General features: G+C 68.1%; 15 protein-coding genes. 9 read left to right on the forward strand and 6 right to left on the reverse strand.

The features are described from left to right. The 8 genes from HWX00_RS28710 to HWX00_RS28745 all read left to right on the forward strand — a co-directional run. Positions 1 to 685, forward strand: a 685-nt coding sequence (locus HWX00_RS28710; RefSeq protein ID WP_175868163.1) for an aminotransferase class III-fold pyridoxal phosphate-dependent enzyme, incomplete at its 5' end; no start/stop codon positions are given. Positions 686 to 746: 61 nt separating this feature from the next. Further along, positions 747 to 1862: a polyamine ABC transporter substrate-binding protein gene (locus tag HWX00_RS28715; protein WP_034190333.1), complete on the forward strand. Its 1116-nt coding sequence runs from the start codon at positions 747 to 749 to the stop codon at positions 1860 to 1862. 188 nt (positions 1863 to 2050) lie between these two features. Next, the gene (locus HWX00_RS28720; RefSeq protein WP_034190332.1) at positions 2051 to 3205 is read left to right on the forward strand and encodes an ABC transporter ATP-binding protein; all 1155 of its coding nucleotides are present in this window, start codon (positions 2051 to 2053) and stop codon (positions 3203 to 3205) included. A gap of 10 nt (positions 3206 to 3215) precedes the next feature. Next, the gene (locus tag HWX00_RS28725) at positions 3216 to 4202 is read left to right on the forward strand and encodes an ABC transporter permease subunit (protein ID WP_175028865.1); all 987 of its coding nucleotides are present in this window, start codon (positions 3216 to 3218) and stop codon (positions 4200 to 4202) included. Further along, a complete protein-coding gene (locus tag HWX00_RS28730; RefSeq protein ID WP_175028864.1) occupies positions 4199 to 5038 on the forward strand; it encodes an ABC transporter permease subunit in 840 nt (279 codons plus the stop codon). Before HWX00_RS28725 ends, HWX00_RS28730 begins: the two co-directional genes overlap by 4 nt. A 113-nt stretch (positions 5039 to 5151) precedes the next feature. Then, a complete protein-coding gene (locus tag HWX00_RS28735; protein WP_034190329.1) occupies positions 5152 to 6744 on the forward strand; it encodes a DUF3138 family protein in 1593 nt (530 codons plus the stop codon). A 99-nt stretch (positions 6745 to 6843) separates the two neighbouring features. Next, positions 6844 to 8148, forward strand: a complete 1305-nt coding sequence (locus tag HWX00_RS28740; RefSeq protein ID WP_175028863.1) for an NAD(P)/FAD-dependent oxidoreductase — start codon at positions 6844 to 6846, stop codon at positions 8146 to 8148. Between the two features lie 25 nt (positions 8149 to 8173). Continuing rightward, entirely contained in the window at positions 8174 to 9475 is a 1302-nt protein-coding gene (locus tag HWX00_RS28745; protein ID WP_034190327.1) for an NAD(P)/FAD-dependent oxidoreductase, read from the forward strand. A gap of 81 nt (positions 9476 to 9556) precedes the next feature. Here HWX00_RS28745 and gor read toward each other — a convergent pair whose 3' ends face one another. The 4 genes from gor to HWX00_RS28765 form a co-directional block, all read right to left on the reverse strand. Beyond that, positions 9557 to 10912: a glutathione-disulfide reductase gene (gene gor, locus HWX00_RS28750; protein WP_175028862.1), complete on the reverse strand. Its 1356-nt coding sequence runs from the start codon at positions 10910 to 10912 to the stop codon at positions 9557 to 9559. A 241-nt stretch (positions 10913 to 11153) separates the two neighbouring features. After that, positions 11154 to 11378, reverse strand: a complete 225-nt coding sequence (locus tag HWX00_RS28755; protein ID WP_124610200.1) for a hypothetical protein — start codon at positions 11376 to 11378, stop codon at positions 11154 to 11156. 374 nt (positions 11379 to 11752) lie between these two features. After that, on the reverse strand, positions 11753 to 12874 hold the full coding sequence (locus HWX00_RS28760; RefSeq protein ID WP_034190325.1) for a porin: 1122 nt from the start codon (positions 12872 to 12874) through the stop codon (positions 11753 to 11755). 315 nt (positions 12875 to 13189) lie between these two features. Continuing rightward, positions 13190 to 13888, reverse strand: coding sequence for a YoaK family protein (locus tag HWX00_RS28765; RefSeq protein WP_059561563.1), 699 nt, complete (start codon positions 13886 to 13888; stop codon positions 13190 to 13192). A 297-nt stretch (positions 13889 to 14185) separates the two neighbouring features. Between HWX00_RS28765 and HWX00_RS28770 the strand changes: the two genes are divergently transcribed. Beyond that, the gene (locus HWX00_RS28770) at positions 14186 to 14524 is read left to right on the forward strand and encodes a hypothetical protein (protein ID WP_069707070.1); all 339 of its coding nucleotides are present in this window, start codon (positions 14186 to 14188) and stop codon (positions 14522 to 14524) included. Between the two features lie 19 nt (positions 14525 to 14543). Here the strand turns inward: HWX00_RS28770 and HWX00_RS28775 are convergent, their stop codons facing one another. Both HWX00_RS28775 and HWX00_RS28780 read right to left on the reverse strand, forming a co-directional pair. Then, complete coding sequence (locus tag HWX00_RS28775; RefSeq protein ID WP_034190322.1) at positions 14544 to 15071, reverse strand: chromate transporter; 528 nt, start codon at positions 15069 to 15071, stop codon at positions 14544 to 14546. Beyond that, positions 15068 to 15724, reverse strand: coding sequence for a chromate transporter (locus HWX00_RS28780; RefSeq protein ID WP_175028861.1), 657 nt, complete (start codon positions 15722 to 15724; stop codon positions 15068 to 15070). The genes HWX00_RS28775 and HWX00_RS28780 overlap by 4 nt, the downstream gene beginning before the upstream one ends. Between the last annotated feature and the right edge of the window lie 9 nt (positions 15725 to 15733).

Here is a 15733-nt window from a genome sequence, read left to right on the forward strand (position 1 = left end):
GGGCGCGGGCGGCGTGATCTTCCCGCCGTCGACGTACTGGCCGGAAATCCAGCGGATCTGTCGCAAGTACGACATCCTGCTCGTCGCCGACGAGGTGATCGGCGGCTTCGGGCGCACCGGCGAATGGTTCGCGCATCAGCACTTCGGCTTCGAGCCGGACCTGATCACGATGGCCAAGGGCCTCACGTCGGGTTATGTGCCGATGGGGGCGGTCGGCATTCACGAGCGCGTGGCGCGGCCGATCATCGACAACGGCGAATTCAATCACGGCCTCACGTACTCGGGCCATCCGGTCGCGGCGGCCGTCGCGGTCGCGAACCTGAAGCTGCTGCGCGACGAAGGCATCGTCGAGCGCGTGAAGACCGACACGGGCCCGTACTTCCAGGCGCTGATGCGCGAGACCTTCGCGCGTCACCCGATCGTCGGCGAGGTGCATGGTCACGGCCTCGTCGCGAGCCTCCAGCTCGCCGAATCGCCGGCCGATCGCCGCCGCTTCGCGAACGGCGGCGACGTCGGCACGATCTGCCGCGACTTCTGCTTCAACGGCAACCTGATCATGCGCGCGACCGGCGACCGGATGCTGCTGTCGCCGCCGCTCGTGATCACGCGCCAGGAAATCGATGAACTCGTGTCGAAGGCGAAGAAAGCCGTCGATGCAACCGCCCAGCAACTGGGTATTTCGTAACGGCTTTGCCTACAGGCGTGCGGCGGGCGCCGCACGCCGCCATAACCAGGGGAATTCCACCATGCGTGCCAGCTTTCTTCGCCAAGCCTGTTCTGTTGCCGCCCTTGCCGCCGCGGCCGCGTTCACGTCGGTCGCCAGCCCGACGGCGCGTGCCGACGAGCTGAATGTCTACAACTGGTCCGACTACATCGCACCGGACACGATCCCGAACTTCCAGAAGCAGACGGGCATCCACGTCAAGTACGACAACTACGACAGCGACGACACGCTTCAGGCGAAGCTGCTGGCCGGCAGCTCGGGCTACGACATCGTCGTGCCGACGTCGAACTACATGGCCAAGCAGATCCAGGCCGGCGTGTACCAGAAGCTCGACAAGTCGAAGATTCCGAACCTCGCGAACCTCGACCCGCTGCTGATGAAGATGATTGCCGACGCCGATCCGGGCAACCAGTACGGCGTGCCCTGGGCCTACGGCACGGACGGCATCGGCTACAACGCGCAAGCGGTGAAGAAGGCGCTCGGCGACAAGGCGCCGGTCGACAGCTGGGCGCTGGTGTTCGACCCGGCCAACATGGAAAAGCTGAAGAGCTGCGGCGTGTCGTTCCTCGACCAGGCCGTCGACGTGTTCGCCGCCACGCTGCAATACATGGGCAAGAACCCGAACAGCACGAACCCCGGCGACTACCAGGCCGCATTCGAAGTCCTGAAGAAAGTCCGCCCGTACATCACCCAGTTCAACTCGTCCGGCTACATCAACGACCTCGCGAACAACGACGTGTGCGTCGTGCTCGGCTGGTCGGGCGACGTCGGCATCGCGCACCGCCGTTCGGCGGAAGCGAAGCGTTCGTACGACATCAAGTTCTCGAACCCGAAGGAAGGCGGCCTGCTGTGGTTCGACGTGATGGTGATCCCGAAGGATGCGCCGCACCCCGAGGCCGCACTGAAGTGGATCAACTACGTGTCCGATCCGAAGGTCAACGCGGCGATCACCAACACGGTGTTCTACCCGACCGCGAACAAGGCGGCGCACCAGTTCGTCACGCCGGCCGTCGCGCAGGACCCGACCGTCTACCCGCCGGAAGACGTGCTGAAGAAGATGGTGCTGATGAAGCCGATGCCGGCCGACATCCTGCGCCTCGAGAACCGTCTGTGGGCCCAGCTGAAGACGGGCCACTGATCGTCATGCATTACGGCGGCGCAGGCATCGCATCACGCCTGCCCGCCTGAGATTCGCGGACTTCCGTCCGCCCGCGCGCGCCGCGCGCACTGTTCCATCCGGCACGAGCCGTTGTCCGCGAGTCGCGTTGCGCGCCTCGTGCGGGGACGCTCACGCCTGCAATCCGTGAAGAACGAATGGTGACTCCCATGCAATCGATACCCTCTTCCGCTGCTGCACGACAGACCCAACCGGCCGCCGCGGCCCGTCCGCAAAACGACGCGTTCGTGCGCATCGAAAACGTCGTGAAGAAGTTCGGCGACAGCACGGCCGTCGACAACGTGAACCTGACGATCGCGAAGAACGAATTGTTCGCACTGCTCGGCAGCTCGGGCTGCGGCAAGTCGACGCTGCTGCGCATGCTCGCCGGGCTGGAAACGGCGACCTCCGGCAAGATCTTCGTCGACGGCGAGGACCTCGCGTCGCTGCCGCCGTACCGCCGCCCGGTCAACATGATGTTCCAGTCGTACGCGCTGTTTCCGCACATGACGGTCGAATCGAACGTCGCGTTCGGCCTGAAGCAGGAAGGCACGCCGAAAAACGAGATCAAGGAGCGCGTGGCCGATGCGCTCGCGCTCGTGCAGATGGGCAAGTACGCGCAGCGCAAGCCGCACCAGCTCTCCGGCGGCCAGCAGCAGCGCGTCGCGCTGGCCCGCTCGCTGGTCAAGCGCCCGAAGCTGCTGCTGCTCGACGAGCCGATGTCCGCGCTCGACAAGAAGATTCGCCAGAAGACCCAGCTCGAACTCGTGAACATCATCGAGAAGGTCGACGTGACCTGCGTGATGGTCACGCACGACCAGGAAGAGGCGATGACGATGGCCAGCCGCCTCGCGGTGATGAGCGAAGGCAAGATCGTGCAGATCGGCGCGCCGGGCGAGGTGTACGAGTTCCCGAACAGCCGCTTCTCGGCCGAATTCATCGGCTCGACCAACCTGTTCGAGGGCCGCGTCGTCGAGGACGAACCCGATCACATCTTCGTCGAGAGCGACGACCTCGAGGCGCGCATGTACGTGAGCCACGGCGTCACGGGCCCGCTCGGCATGCCGGTCGGCATCTCGGTGCGCCCGGAGCGCATCCACGTATCGCGCGAGAAGCCGGGCTCGAAGCACAACTGGGCGCGCGGCGTCGTGACCGACATCGCGTACATGGGCAGCTACTCGCTGTACCACGTGCGCTTGCCGAGCGGCAAGACGGTCGTGTCGAACCTGTCGAGCTCGCACCTGATGAACGACAACGCGCCGGCGTGGAACGACGACGTGTTCGTGTCGTGGTCGCCGGCCAGCGGCGTCGTGCTGACGCAATGAGGGCGACGCGATGAGAACCTCTGCTTCCACGCCTTCCACGCCGGTGTCGGCCGGCGCCTCGAGCACGGCCGCCGGCCGCTCGCGCCCGGGCCGCTTCGCCGCGCTGTCGCGCTTCCTGCCGTCGGGCCGCAGCGTCGCGATCGGCGTGCCGTTCCTGTGGCTCGCGGTGTTCTTCGCGCTGCCGTTCGTGCTGGTGCTGAAGATCAGCTTCGCCGACCAGGTGATGGGCATTCCGCCGTACACGTCGCTCGTCGAGATCAAGGACGGCGTCGTGCACTTCGCGCTGCAGCTGTCGCACTACGCGTTCCTGCTGCAGGACGACCTGTATATCGCGACCTACCTCAGCTCGCTGAAGATGGCCGCCGTGTCGACGGTGCTGTGCCTGCTGATCGGGTACCCGATGGCGTACTACATCGCGCGCTCGGAGCCGAACCGCCGCAACGTGCTGATGATGGCCGTGATGCTGCCGTTCTGGACGTCGTTCCTGATCCGCGTGTACGCGTGGATCGGGATCCTGAAGGACGACGGCCTCCTGAACCACACGCTGATCGCGCTCGGCATCATCCACACGCCGCTGCGGCTGTACCACAGCGACGCGGGCGTCTACATCGGGATGGTCTATTCGTACCTGCCGTTCATGGTGATGCCGCTGTACGCGCACCTCGTGAAGATGGACCTGACGCTGCTCGAAGCCGCATACGACCTGGGCGCGAAGCCGTGGGTCGCGTTCACGCGGATCACGCTGCCGCTGTCGAAGAACGGGATCATCGCCGGCAGCCTGCTGGTGTTCATCCCGGCGGTGGGCGAGTACGTGATTCCGGAGCTGCTCGGCGGCGCCGACACGCTGATGATCGGCCGCGTGATGTGGGATGAATTCTTCAACAACATGGACTGGCCGATGGCGTCCGCGGTGACGGTCGCGATGGTGCTGCTGTTGCTGGTGCCGATGGCGCTGTTCCAGTACTACCAGGTCAAGGAACTGGAGGAAGCGAAATGATCAAGCCGAGCAAACCGCTGTCGACGGGCGTCCTCGCCTTCGGCTTCCTGTTCCTGTACATCCCGATCATCAGCCTGATCGTGTACTCGTTCAACGAGTCGAAGCTGGTGACGGTGTGGTCGGGCTTCTCGCTGAAGTGGTACGCGGCGCTGCTGGAGGACGACGAGCTGCTGACGGCCGCGTGGCTGTCGCTGAAGATCGGCCTCCTGACGGCGACCGCGTCGGTCGTGATCGGCACGTGGGCGGGCTTCGTGCTCGCGCGCTTCGGCCGCTTCAAGGGCTTCACGCTGTACACGGGGATGATCAACGCGCCGCTGGTGATTCCGGAAGTGATCCAGGGCATCTCGCTGCTGCTGCTGTTCGTGGCGCTGGAGCAGATGTTCGGCTGGCCGAAGGGCCGCGGGATGCTGACGATCTGGATCGGTCACGTGATGCTGTGCGTGTCGTACGTGGCGATCATCGTGCAGTCGCGCGTGAAGGAGATGAACAAGTCGCTGGAAGAAGCGGCGCTCGATCTCGGGGCAACGCCGCTGAAGGTGTTCTTCGTGGTGACGCTGCCGCTGATCTCGCAGGCGCTGCTGTCGGGCTGGCTGCTGTCGTTCACGCTGTCGATCGACGACCTGGTGCTGTCGGCGTTCCTGTCCGGGCCGGGCTCGACGACGCTGCCGCTGGTGGTGTTCTCGCGCGTGCGGCTGGGGCTGAACCCGGAGATGAATGCGCTGGCGACGCTGTTCATCACGGCCGTGACGATCGGCGTGATCGTCGTGAACCGGATGATGATCGCCCGCGAGCGGCGCCGCATGGCCGACCTGAGGGCGGCGTTCGCGGCGGCATGACGGCCCACCCGCTTCGAGGATAACAAGCACGGCAGACAAGCAAGACGCGCTGCCCCAGGGGGGGCGCGCGATTCGATCCCGATTTGACAGGCGCACGACAAGGAGAATCCGCAATGAAGAAGAAACTGATCTGCCTGCTGGTGGCCGGCGCGTTGCCGGGCATCGCGCTGGCCGGTTCCACATCCGCCGAGATCAAGGCGCTGCAGGCGCAGGTCGCGGCACTGCAGAAACAGATGAAGGCGATGCAGGCGCAGCTCGCCGCGAAGCCGGGCGGCACGGCGGTCGCGACTGCCGGCGCGGGTGCAGGCGCCGGCACGGGCGGCGGCGGCAAGGTCGTCGCGGTGGCCGCCGATCCGGGCTCGCCGGATTACGGCAAGGCACAGGCCACGCTGACCAACGACGAGGTCAGCGAAATGAAGCAGCAGATCGCGAACCAGCAGCTGAAGGTCGATTCGCTGACCGACGCGGCCAACACGGGCCCGCTGGCCGGTCTGTCGGTCACGGGCTACATCGACCCGACCTACATCTACAACCGCGCGGCCGGCACGTCGTCGTTCCTGTTCGCGAACCACGAGAACGCGTACAACTACTTCAACAGCACGTTCGGCGATCTCTACCTCGACATCAAGAAGACGTTCGGCGTCGGCCCGATGGCGCCGTCGGCCGAGATCACGCTGATGCCGAACCGCGGCAACGGCATCACGCTGCTGCAGAACTCGCGCGGCTCGATCACCGACAACCTGCTGAACACGGCGGTCGTCAACGTGCCGATCACCGCCACGACGACACTGGTCGCCGGCCTGATCCCGAGCTTCGGCGGCTACGAGGTGCAGCAGTCGAACCAGATGCTCACGCTCACGCACAACCTGCTGTACGATTTCTCCGATCCGGGCAGCTACGTCGGTGTCGGCGCGAACTACACGAAGGGCAACTGGGCGTGGAAGTTCTTCCTCGGCAACGAGCAGTACCGCACGTACGGTTCGGTCACGCAGACGGGCACCAATGCGCTCGGCGATCCGATCACCACCAGCAACAAGGTGCCGACCTTCACCGCGCGCGCGGACTACACGTGGTCGAGCGCGCTCGATATCGGCGGTTCGTTCAACATCGGGCGGCAGACGCTGTCGAGCGCGATCGATGACAACGGTGTCGTCCACTACGGCCCGGGCGGGGCGGCACCGAGCGCATACGGTTCGTTCTTCTTCGGCGAACTCGACGCGACCTACACGCTCGCCGATATTCAGTACAACGCGGAAGTCGACTACGGCCGGCAGCAGCACGCGGCGTTCAACGGCGGGCTCGCGCAGTGGTACGGCCTGTCGCTGCTCGCGCACCGCAAGTTCAACGCGCCGGTGGTCGGCCGCATGGGCGTGACGCTGCGCTACGACCTGCTCGCCAACTCGAAGAACGGCGGCGGCGGCGGCGGCATCGCGCTGAACGGCAACGGGATGGATCCGAGCAACGGCTTCGGCGTCGACGCGGACTGCCTCGCGCAGTCGAAGGCCGGCGGCGGCCTCGGCTTCGAGTGCAAGGGGGCGGTACGCCAGGACGTCGCGCTCGACCTGCTGTTCTATCCGACCCAGCAGATCACCGTGAAGGTCGAATACCGGCACGACTGGGCGAACAACAAGGTGTTCCTGCGCAACGACGGCTCGTACGGCAAGTCCAACGACCTGCTCGCCACGCAGTTCATCTATTCGTTCTGACGCAGCACACGCGGGACGCCGTGCCGCGCGCACGGCGTCCCGTGCCGTTTTCAGGGGTGGCTGCGCGCCGCTTGCCGCCTTTTCGAAGGAGACGTTTTGATGACGCAGTCTTTCACCCGCCGCGCGGATGCGCTCGCGCGCGACTCGTACTACGAAGCAACGGTCGCACGCCCGGTGGCGGACGATCCGGTGCTCGAGGACGCGATCGACGTCGACGTGTGCGTGATCGGCGCCGGCTTCGCGGGCCTGTCGACGGCGCTCGATTGCCGCGCGCGCGGGCTGTCCGTCGCCGTGATCGATGCGCACCGGCCCGGCTGGGGCGCGTCGGGCCGCAACGGCGGCCAGGCGATCACGGGCTTCGCGAAGGACGAGGTGATCGAGCGGCAGCTCGGCGCCGACGGCGCGCGTGCCGCGTGGTCGCTGTCGCTCGACGGCGTCGCGCTGATCGCCGAACGGATCGCGCGCTACGGGATCGACTGCGACTTCACGCGCGGCTACCTGACGGTCGCGACGAAACCGCGCCGTATCGACGACCTGCGCGCGTGGATGGAAGCCGCGACGTCGCGATGGGGCCATCCGTCGCTCGCATGGCTCGATACCGGCGAGATCCGCGCACGCATCGCATCGACACGCTACCTGGCCGGCGTGCACGATCCGCTGTCGGGCCACCTGCATCCGCTCAAGTACTGCCTCGGCCTCGCCGACGCGGCGCGCCGCGAAGGCATCGCGCTGCATGCGCACACGCCGGCGCTCGACATCGTGCGCGGTGCGCGGCCCGTCGTGCGCACGCCGTCGGGCGAGGTGCGCTGCCGCTTCGTCGTGGCGTGCTGCAACGCGGGGCCCGGCGGCATTCTCCCGGCCGCGACCGCCGCCCGCATCGCGCCGATCGCGTCGTACATCATCGCGACCGAGCCGCTCGGGCAGACGCGCGCCGACGCGCTGATCGCCCGCCGCGAAGCCGTGTGCGACAACAATTTCTTCCTCGACTACTTCCGGCTGTCGGCCGACCACCGGATGCTGTTCGGCGGCCGCGCGAACTCGGCCGGCGCATCGCCCGCGGCGCTCGCCGAAGCGATCCGGCAGCGCATGGTCGGCGTGTTCCCGCAGCTCGGCGACGTACGCGTCGACCACGCGTGGGGCGGCTTCGTCGACGTCACGCGCAACCGCGCGCCGGACTTCGGCGCACTCGATCCGAACTTCTTCTACGTCCAGGGCTTCAGCGGCCACGGCGTCGCGCTCACCGGCATCGCCGGACGCGCGATCGCCGGCGCGATCGCGGGCGACACGCAAGCGTTCGACCTGTTCGCACGCTTGCGTCACCGGCGCTTTCCCGGCGGCGACGCATGGCGGCAACCCGCGCTCGAACTCGGGATGCTGTACCACCGCGTGCGCGAGCTGTTCTGAACTCCTTTTCTCCGTACTCCCGATCATGCAGACCTTCGCCAACCAGCCGCACGTCGCGTCGTACTACGCGGCAACCGCCAACGATACGACCCGCCACCCGCCGCTCGCCGGCACGATCGACGCCGACGTGTGCGTGATCGGCGCGGGCCTCACGGGCCTCTCCGCCGCGCTCAACCTCGCCGAGCGCGGCCATTCGGTGGCCGTGCTCGAAGCGTCGCGGGTCGGATGGGCGGCGAGCGGCCGCAACGGCGGCCAGCTGATCGGCGGCTTTGCGTGCGACATCGACACGTTCGGCCAGTTCATGCCGGAAAGCGACGTGAAGCGCATCTGGGACATGGGGCTCGAAACGCTGTCGCTCGTGAAGTCGCGTATCGCGCAGCACGACATCGACTGCGCGCTGGTGCCCGGCTACCTGACCGCCGCGAACACCGAGCGCGACGCCGATTCGCTCAAGCGCTGGCGCGACGACGCCGCGAAACGCTTCGGCTACGACCGCTTCCACTTCGTCGAAGCCGACGAACTCGGCGACTACGTGCAGTCGGCCCGCTATTGCGGCGGGCTGTACGACCCCGACAGCGGCCACCTGCATCCGCTCAACTACACGCTCGGCCTCGCGCGGGCGGCGACCGGCGCGGGCGTGCGCATCCACGAGGACAGTTGCGTGACGCGCGTGCGCGACGTAGCGGGCGGCCACGTCGTCGAGACGCGCGGCGGCAACGTGCGCGCGCGCTTCGTCGTGCTCGCGTGCAACACCTACGTCGGCACGCTCGCGCCCGCGCTGGCGAGGAAGATCATGCCGGTCGGCACCTACGTGATCGCGACCGAGCCGCTCGGCGAAGCGCGCGCCGCCGCGCTGATGCCCGCCCGCGCGGCGATCTGCGACAGCCGCTTCGTGCTCGACTATTTCCGGCCGGCGCCCGACACGCGGCTCGTGTGGGGCGGCAAGGTCAGCTATTCGACGCGGGAACCGCGCGACCTCGCCGCGGCGATGCGTGCGGACATGCTGAAGACGTTCCCGCAGCTCGCGGACGTGAAGGTCGACTACGCGTGGGGCGGCTTCGTCGACATCACGATGAACCGCGCGCCGCACTTCGGCCGCATCGCGCCGACGATGTACTTCGCGCAGGGGTTTTCGGGGCACGGCGTCAACACGACCGCGCTCGCGGGCAAGCTGATCGCCGAAGCGATCGACGGACAGGCGAGCCGCTTCGACCTGTTCGACAAGATCCGGCATCGCGACTTCCCCGGCGGCGAAGCGCTGCGCACGCCGGCGCTGGTGCTCGCGATGAGCTGGTACCGGCTGCTCGACGCGTTCGGCGTGCATTGAGCGGCATGCGCGCCCGCGACGAACGGCTGCGCGCGAACGCCGCCGGTGCCCACGCGCCGGTATGAATGCGCGCCGGGCCCGCTACTCGGCCACCTTCTGCCGCATCGTCACGAATTCCTCCGCCGCGGTCGGGTGAATGCCGATCGTGTCGTCGAACTGCGCCTTCGTCGCGCCCGCGCGAATCGCGATCGCGATGCCCTGGATGATCTCGCCCGCGTCGCGGCCGACCATGTGTGCGCCGACCACGCGCTGGCTGTCGCGCGCGACGACGAGCTTCATCATCGTGCGCTCGTCGCGCCCCGACAGCGTATGGCGCAGCGCCTTGAACGACGTGCGGTAGACGTCGACCTCGCCGTGCGCGTGACGCGCATCGGCCTCGGTCAGACCGACCGTCGCGACTTCGGGCTGACTGAAGACGGCCGACGGCACGCAGGCATGATCGGCCGCGACGCGCGACCCGCCGAACAGCGTGCGCGCGAGCAGCCCGCCGTCGCGCGTCGCGACCGGCGTGAGCTGCGGCCGCGACGTGACGTCGCCGATCGCGTGGATCGACGGCACCGATGTCGCCGAATACGCATCGACGGCGATCGCGCCGCGCGCGTCGAGCATCACGCCCGCCTGCTCGAGCCCGAGCCCGTCGACGTTCGGCACGCGGCCGGTCGCATAGAGCACCTGGTCGTACGGCCCGTGCCATGCATCGCCGACGCGCACGCTCAACGTGCCGTCGTCCGCGCGTTCGATCGACTCGACCACCGCGCGCGCGTGGATCGCGACGCCCTGCTTCGTCATCTCGTCGGTCAGGAACTGGCGCACGTCGTCGTCGAAGCCGCGCAGGATCTTCTCGCCGCGATAGAACAGGTCGACCTGGCTGCCGAAGCCGTTGAAGATGCCCGCGAACTCGACCGCGATATACCCGCCGCCGACCACCGCGATGCGCGCGGGCAGCGCCGGGAGCGACAGCGCCTCGCGCGACGTGATCGCGTGCTCGATACCGGGACGCGGCGGCAACGACGGACGCGAGCCGGTCGCGATCGCGATGTGGCGCGCGCGGAGCGTGCGGCCGCCGATCGCGACGGTATGTGCATCGACGAGCGTCGCGCGGCCCGCGTGCATGTCGACACCCGACTGCGTCAGCAGGTTGATGTAGATGCCGCTGAGCCGGTTGATCTCGCGATCCTTCGCGGCGATCAGCGCGGGCCAGTCGAGCGTGCCGGCGCCGAAGGTCCAGCCGAAGCCCTTCGCGTCCTCGACTTCATGCGGATAGTGCGATGCGTAGACGAGCAGCTTCTTCGGGATGCAGCCGCGCAGCACGCAGGTGCCGCCGATCTGCTCTTCTTCCGCTATGCCGACGCGTGCGCCATATGACGCGGACATCCGCGCGAGCCTCACGCCGCCGGAGCCGGCGCCAATGACGAACAGGTCGTAGTCGAAATCCATCGCATTGCCTCATCGCAGTTCGGATGAACGGACGATAGCAAGATTCGGGGATGCGTGCGGCGCGCGGCGCCGGGCGCGCGCCCAATAAAAAGCGGCGAGAGACGTGGCCTCTCGCCGATCAAACCGGCTGCCGGGTGTGCCATGCGTCACCGATCGACCGCATGCCCGACCCGCCGGCCGCGCGGCACCGGTCCGCCCGGGCGCGCGAGGGGCGCGCCCGCGGCCGGACCGGCCGCCATGCTCATGCCTGCGACGTGTCGCCGCCGTCCGTCGCCTGCGTGTCGTCTGCCTGCTGCGGCTGCTCTTCCTTCTTCTCGAGCATGCCTTCGATCGCTTCGGCGCCCTTGAAGCCGGCCACGGCCGCGGCCGCCTTGGTCAGCAGGCCCGCATCCGGATCAAGCTTCTCCGCGCCTTCCACGGCTGCGATTGCGCCGGCGATTTCACCCACGGTGTTCAGGATACCCATCGTCATCCCCTTCAAGAAAATCGTGAGCGCATCGTCCCACGAAAAAAACCGGCAGACCGCGATTGTCATCGCCGGATACACAAGTTACGCACCTGGCCGGCCGCGCTCGACGCGCGCCACCGGAACGACGCACGCGCGGGCCTGACGGCACGCAACGGGCGATGCACGCAGCGTAGCGGAAAGCCTGCGCGCGTACTGTAAAAGTATGTTCTGGAATGCCGACGGATCGCTTACGGCGCGGGACTTCGGCAATGGAGCGATTACCGAATAGTCGTGCGCGCGTATGAAGGTCGCGGATCGAAAAAAAAGAGGCGCCTCGCGGCGCCTCTTCGATGCGCGCCGGGCGAATGCCGGCGCATGCGTTCCGACGTTCGTCAGAAGATATTGCGCAGGCCGATCGCGATGCCCGTCTGGTTGCTGCGCCCCGGCAGCTCGACGTTCGCCGCGCCGTTCGTCTTGTTGAAGTCGACGGTGCCGTAGACTTCGGTGCGCTTGCTCAGCGCGTACTCGGCGATGCCGACGATCGCATAGCGGTTGCCGCTCGCGAGCGTGCCGTTCGTGGTCATCGCATTGCGCATGTGGTCGTAGTAGAACGCGCCCGTCAGCGTCAGCGGTGCGCTGACCTGCCAGCTCACGCCCGCGAACGGACCGTCGTCGATCCGGCCCGTGCCCTTCGCGACCGGAATCGTCTGCTGCGCCAGCAGGCTGTCGACGAAGCCGGTGTCGTCCTTCGAACGCAGGTAGCCCGCGTAGATCTTCGCCTTGCTGAACGCATACACGACGTTCGCGTGGTAGATCGTCTGCTTGCGTGCCGAGTTGTCGCTGTTCTGCTGCGCGCCGGCCGCGATGCTGAGCGGCCCCATCACGTACGACAGCGACACGCCCCACGCATTGCCCTTGCCGAGCGAGCCCGGAATCTGGCCCGAGAAGCCGCCGGCGCCGGTCGATTCGTAGTTGGTGCCCGTCGAGTACATCGCCTTCGCGGTCAGGCCGTCGAACTTGCCGGTGTACTTGATCTGGTTGTCCGCATACAGGCCGCCGCCGAGTGCCACCGGCAGCCATGCGTTTTCGAGGTAGTTGCCGACCGTGAGCGGATCGTAGGTGTCCGACAGCAGATCGAACAGCGGCGTCTTCTGGCGGCCGAGGGTCACCGTGCCGTACGGGCTCTGCAGGCCGACGTACGCTGCGCGGTTGAACAGGCGGCCGCTGTCGGCGAATGCGCCGTTCTGCAGGTTCACGCCGCTTTCGAGGTTGAACACGGCCTTCAGGCCGCCGCCGAGGTCTTCCGTGCCGTAGATGCCGAAGCGGCTGTTCGTGATCGCGCCGTTGGTCATCGACAGCAGGCCGTCGTTCTTGGCGTTGGCGTTGGTCAGGTAACGGATGCTGGCGTCGGCGACGCCCCAGAGCGTGACCGAGCTTTGCGCGGCCGCGTACTGGCTGGCAAATGCGAGCGCGGCGCCCCCTGCGATGGCTGCGAGTCGGGTGGTCTGCTTCATGAGCTTTCCTGTTTGTTGGAGTCTCCATTCATGGCCGGCCGCGTGCGCAGCCGGGTGGCGATCGCTCGCGTTTTTGGCGCGCGCGATGTGGCCTGAATCATATGACGAGTGCAATCGCTGAAAGAAATTGAAATGCGCGGTAATCGCGGAACTGTCGCCCGCGCACAACGTTACGGGCGTGATGCTTGTCCGGCGGGCGGCGAGCGTCGCGCGGCGGCAACCGGCCGCGAGTTTACGGTGCGTCGGGTTTGTCAGGATCGCGCGACAGGCGCCCCGGAACGGATCGGCGCACGCAAGCGTGCGCCGTGTACGGGGTCACGCCGCCGCCGGCCCGCCGTCGGCCGTATGCCGGCGCCACGCGCGCCGCACGATTTCCGCGAACGCGCCGACGAGCAGCAGCACCGCGCCCCACAGCGCGAGGTCCGGCATGAGCCGCGTCACGAGGCCGCCGGCCACCGCGCCGGCCAGGAAGCAGAAGCTGATCGTCGCGAGCAGCGCCGAGTCGTGCAGCGCGCCCGCGTCGTAGCGCGGGATCAGCCCGACGAACAGCTTCTGCGCGGCGCGCCGCAGGTTGCCGGTCGTCATCACCGACGTGTACGACAGTTCCTCGAGATGGGTGAACGACAGCGTCTGCAGCGTCGCGACGAACGAGATGCCCGGAATCAGCCACGCGCTCGACGCGCCGACGAGCCCGCTCGCGGCGATGCCGAGAAACGCGATCTCGACGAGCAGGCTCGTGAACGCCGTGTGCCGCATCCAGCCGCGCTGCGCGGCAAGGCCGAGCAGGTGCGCGACGAACACCGCGATCACGAAGCCGACGAGCGGCGGCACGTGATGCAGCGCGGCGGCCCATTCGCCGGCCGACAGGTTGATGCCGAGCAGCGCGACGTTGCCGGTCATCGTGTTCGCGAACACGTGGCCGTGGCCGACGTACGTGTACGCGTCGAGGTAGCCGCCGGACAGCGTGAGCAATGCGGCGACGGTGAGATTGCGGCTGGCGCCGTCGAGATCCATCGATCCTCCCGTGGTGCGCCGCCCGGCCATGCGCGGCGGGCGGTGCGAAATTCAGTCCTGCCGGCCGGCGCGAACGCCGCCGGCGCCGAGCGGCCGGGCCTCGCCCGCGTGCCGCGCGCCAATATGATGCTGGCCGTCGGGGGGCCGATTCCCGGCGCGCATCGCCGCGCGCCGGAGCCTCGCGACCGGGCGGGTTGCGTCGCCGGAAGACCGGCCGAGTATACCGGGCCGACCGGCTCCGATCGCGCCACGACTGCACCCCGAGCGCCGCCCCGCGCCGCTTCACCGACCCTTCGAATGACACTCGCGAAGTTCTTCCTGCGCCATACCGTGATCCCGTTCGCCGCGATCGTGCTGGTGGCCGTCCGGGCGTTCAACCGCGAATCGGGCGAGATCGATGCGCGCCAGTACGCGGCGCGGGTGGCCGCCTATCCGTCGTTCACACCGAAGCTGAAGCACGAGGTGGCCGACGCGTTGCGCGGCGGCAAGGTCGGCAAGGCCGATTACGGCGCGATCATGCGCGACGCGCTCGACGCGGGTTTCGTGGTCGACTGGCCGGCGGTGACGGACGACGTCGGCAGCGCGCGCGGCCGGCTGCTCGGCCTCGTGAACGGCGACCTGCCGGCGTCGCGCTAGCCGGCCGGCCGCGGGCCGCTCACTGCCCGATGCCCGTGAGGCCGATCAGCGCGCCGCCGGCGAGCAGCCACAGCGGATGGATGCGCGTGCGCCACGCCAGCACTGCGCACGCGGCCGTGATGCCCCACTGGATCGCCGTGCGGTTCGACGCCTCGGAGATCAGCAGCGCGCTCGCCGCGACGAGCCCGGCCGTGACGGGCATCATCCCCTGCTGCACGTAGCGGCGCCACGGCCGGTCGCGAAAGCGCTCCCACGCATGCAGCGCGAGCACGGTGACGATCGACGACGGCCCGAACTTCGCGAGCGACGCGACCAGCAGCCCCGCCCAGCCGGCCACGTGCCAGCCGACCAGCGACACGATCATCATGTTCGGCCCGGGCGCCGCCTGGGCCAGCGCGAACAGCGCGGTGAACTCGTGCGCGCTCATCCAGTGATGCACGTCGACGACCTGCCGCTGCATCTCCGGCAGGATCGTGTTGCCGCCGCCGAATGCGAGCAGCGACAACTGGCTGAAGATCGTCGCGATGGCGATCAGCGTGTCGTTCATGGCCGGCGCTCCGGTTGCGAGTCGGGTGTGCCCTGCGAATCGTGCGTGCCCCGCGCGGCGGCCGGCGCCGGCTGTGGCGTGCCCGCGTCGCGGCGGCGCGACGCGAGCCACACGCTGACGGGCGTCAGCACGAGCATCGTGGTCAGCAGCGGCAGGCGCACCACCGCGATCGCGACGAACGCCAGCGCCGCGATCGCGGCCGCCGTGCGCGGCGCCCGCAGCAGCGGCTTCGCGACCTTCACGGCCATCGCGACGAGCAGCCCGGCGGCCGCGGCCGCGAGCCCCGCGAACAGGTGCTGCACGTTCGGATCGTTCTGCGTCTTCGCGTACAGCACGCCGAGCGCGACGACGACGAGCGTCGGGCCCGCGATCAGCCCGAGAATGCCGGCGAACGCGCCGGCAACGCCGCGAAAGCGCATGCCGACCGCGACCGACAGGTTGATCACGTTGCCGCCCGGCAGGAACTGGCACAGGCCGAGCAGATCGGTGAATTCGTCGGCGGAGAGCCACTTGCGCTCGTCGACGATGGTGCGCCGCGCGAACGGCAACGCGCCGCCGAACGACATCAGGCCGAGCGACAGGAAACCGGTGAACAGCTCGGCGAGGCCGACGCGGTGGGGCGTCGCGGCGGACGGCGGGGAAACGGATTGCATGGTGCTCCT

Origin of the sequence: Burkholderia seminalis DSM 23518 (assembly GCF_902832885.1) — a bacterium.
Taxonomy (GTDB): domain Bacteria; phylum Pseudomonadota; class Gammaproteobacteria; order Burkholderiales; family Burkholderiaceae; genus Burkholderia; species Burkholderia seminalis.

What these genes read in the sequence shown, in the direction of transcription:
- HWX00_RS28715 (WP_034190333.1), top strand. Translation starts at nt 747, where the DNA reads ATGCGTGCCAGCTTTCTTCGCCAAGCCTGTTCTGTTGCCGCCCTTGCC.
- HWX00_RS28720 (WP_034190332.1), top strand. Translation starts at nt 2,051, where the DNA reads ATGCAATCGATACCCTCTTCCGCTGCTGCACGACAGACCCAACCGGCC.
- HWX00_RS28725 (WP_175028865.1), top strand. Translation starts at nt 3,216, where the DNA reads ATGAGAACCTCTGCTTCCACGCCTTCCACGCCGGTGTCGGCCGGCGCC.
- HWX00_RS28730 (WP_175028864.1), top strand. Translation starts at nt 4,199, where the DNA reads ATGATCAAGCCGAGCAAACCGCTGTCGACGGGCGTCCTCGCCTTCGGC.
- HWX00_RS28735 (WP_034190329.1), top strand. Translation starts at nt 5,152, where the DNA reads ATGAAGAAGAAACTGATCTGCCTGCTGGTGGCCGGCGCGTTGCCGGGC.
- HWX00_RS28740 (WP_175028863.1), top strand. Translation starts at nt 6,844, where the DNA reads ATGACGCAGTCTTTCACCCGCCGCGCGGATGCGCTCGCGCGCGACTCG.
- HWX00_RS28745 (WP_034190327.1), top strand. Translation starts at nt 8,174, where the DNA reads ATGCAGACCTTCGCCAACCAGCCGCACGTCGCGTCGTACTACGCGGCA.
- gor (WP_175028862.1), bottom strand. Translation starts at nt 10,912, where the DNA reads ATGGATTTCGACTACGACCTGTTCGTCATTGGCGCCGGCTCCGGCGGC.
- HWX00_RS28755 (WP_124610200.1), bottom strand. Translation starts at nt 11,378, where the DNA reads ATGGGTATCCTGAACACCGTGGGTGAAATCGCCGGCGCAATCGCAGCC.
- HWX00_RS28760 (WP_034190325.1), bottom strand. Translation starts at nt 12,874, where the DNA reads ATGAAGCAGACCACCCGACTCGCAGCCATCGCAGGGGGCGCCGCGCTC.
- HWX00_RS28765 (WP_059561563.1), bottom strand. Translation starts at nt 13,888, where the DNA reads ATGGATCTCGACGGCGCCAGCCGCAATCTCACCGTCGCCGCATTGCTC.
- HWX00_RS28770 (WP_069707070.1), top strand. Translation starts at nt 14,186, where the DNA reads ATGACACTCGCGAAGTTCTTCCTGCGCCATACCGTGATCCCGTTCGCC.
- HWX00_RS28775 (WP_034190322.1), bottom strand. Translation starts at nt 15,071, where the DNA reads ATGAACGACACGCTGATCGCCATCGCGACGATCTTCAGCCAGTTGTCG.
- HWX00_RS28780 (WP_175028861.1), bottom strand. Translation starts at nt 15,724, where the DNA reads ATGCAATCCGTTTCCCCGCCGTCCGCCGCGACGCCCCACCGCGTCGGC.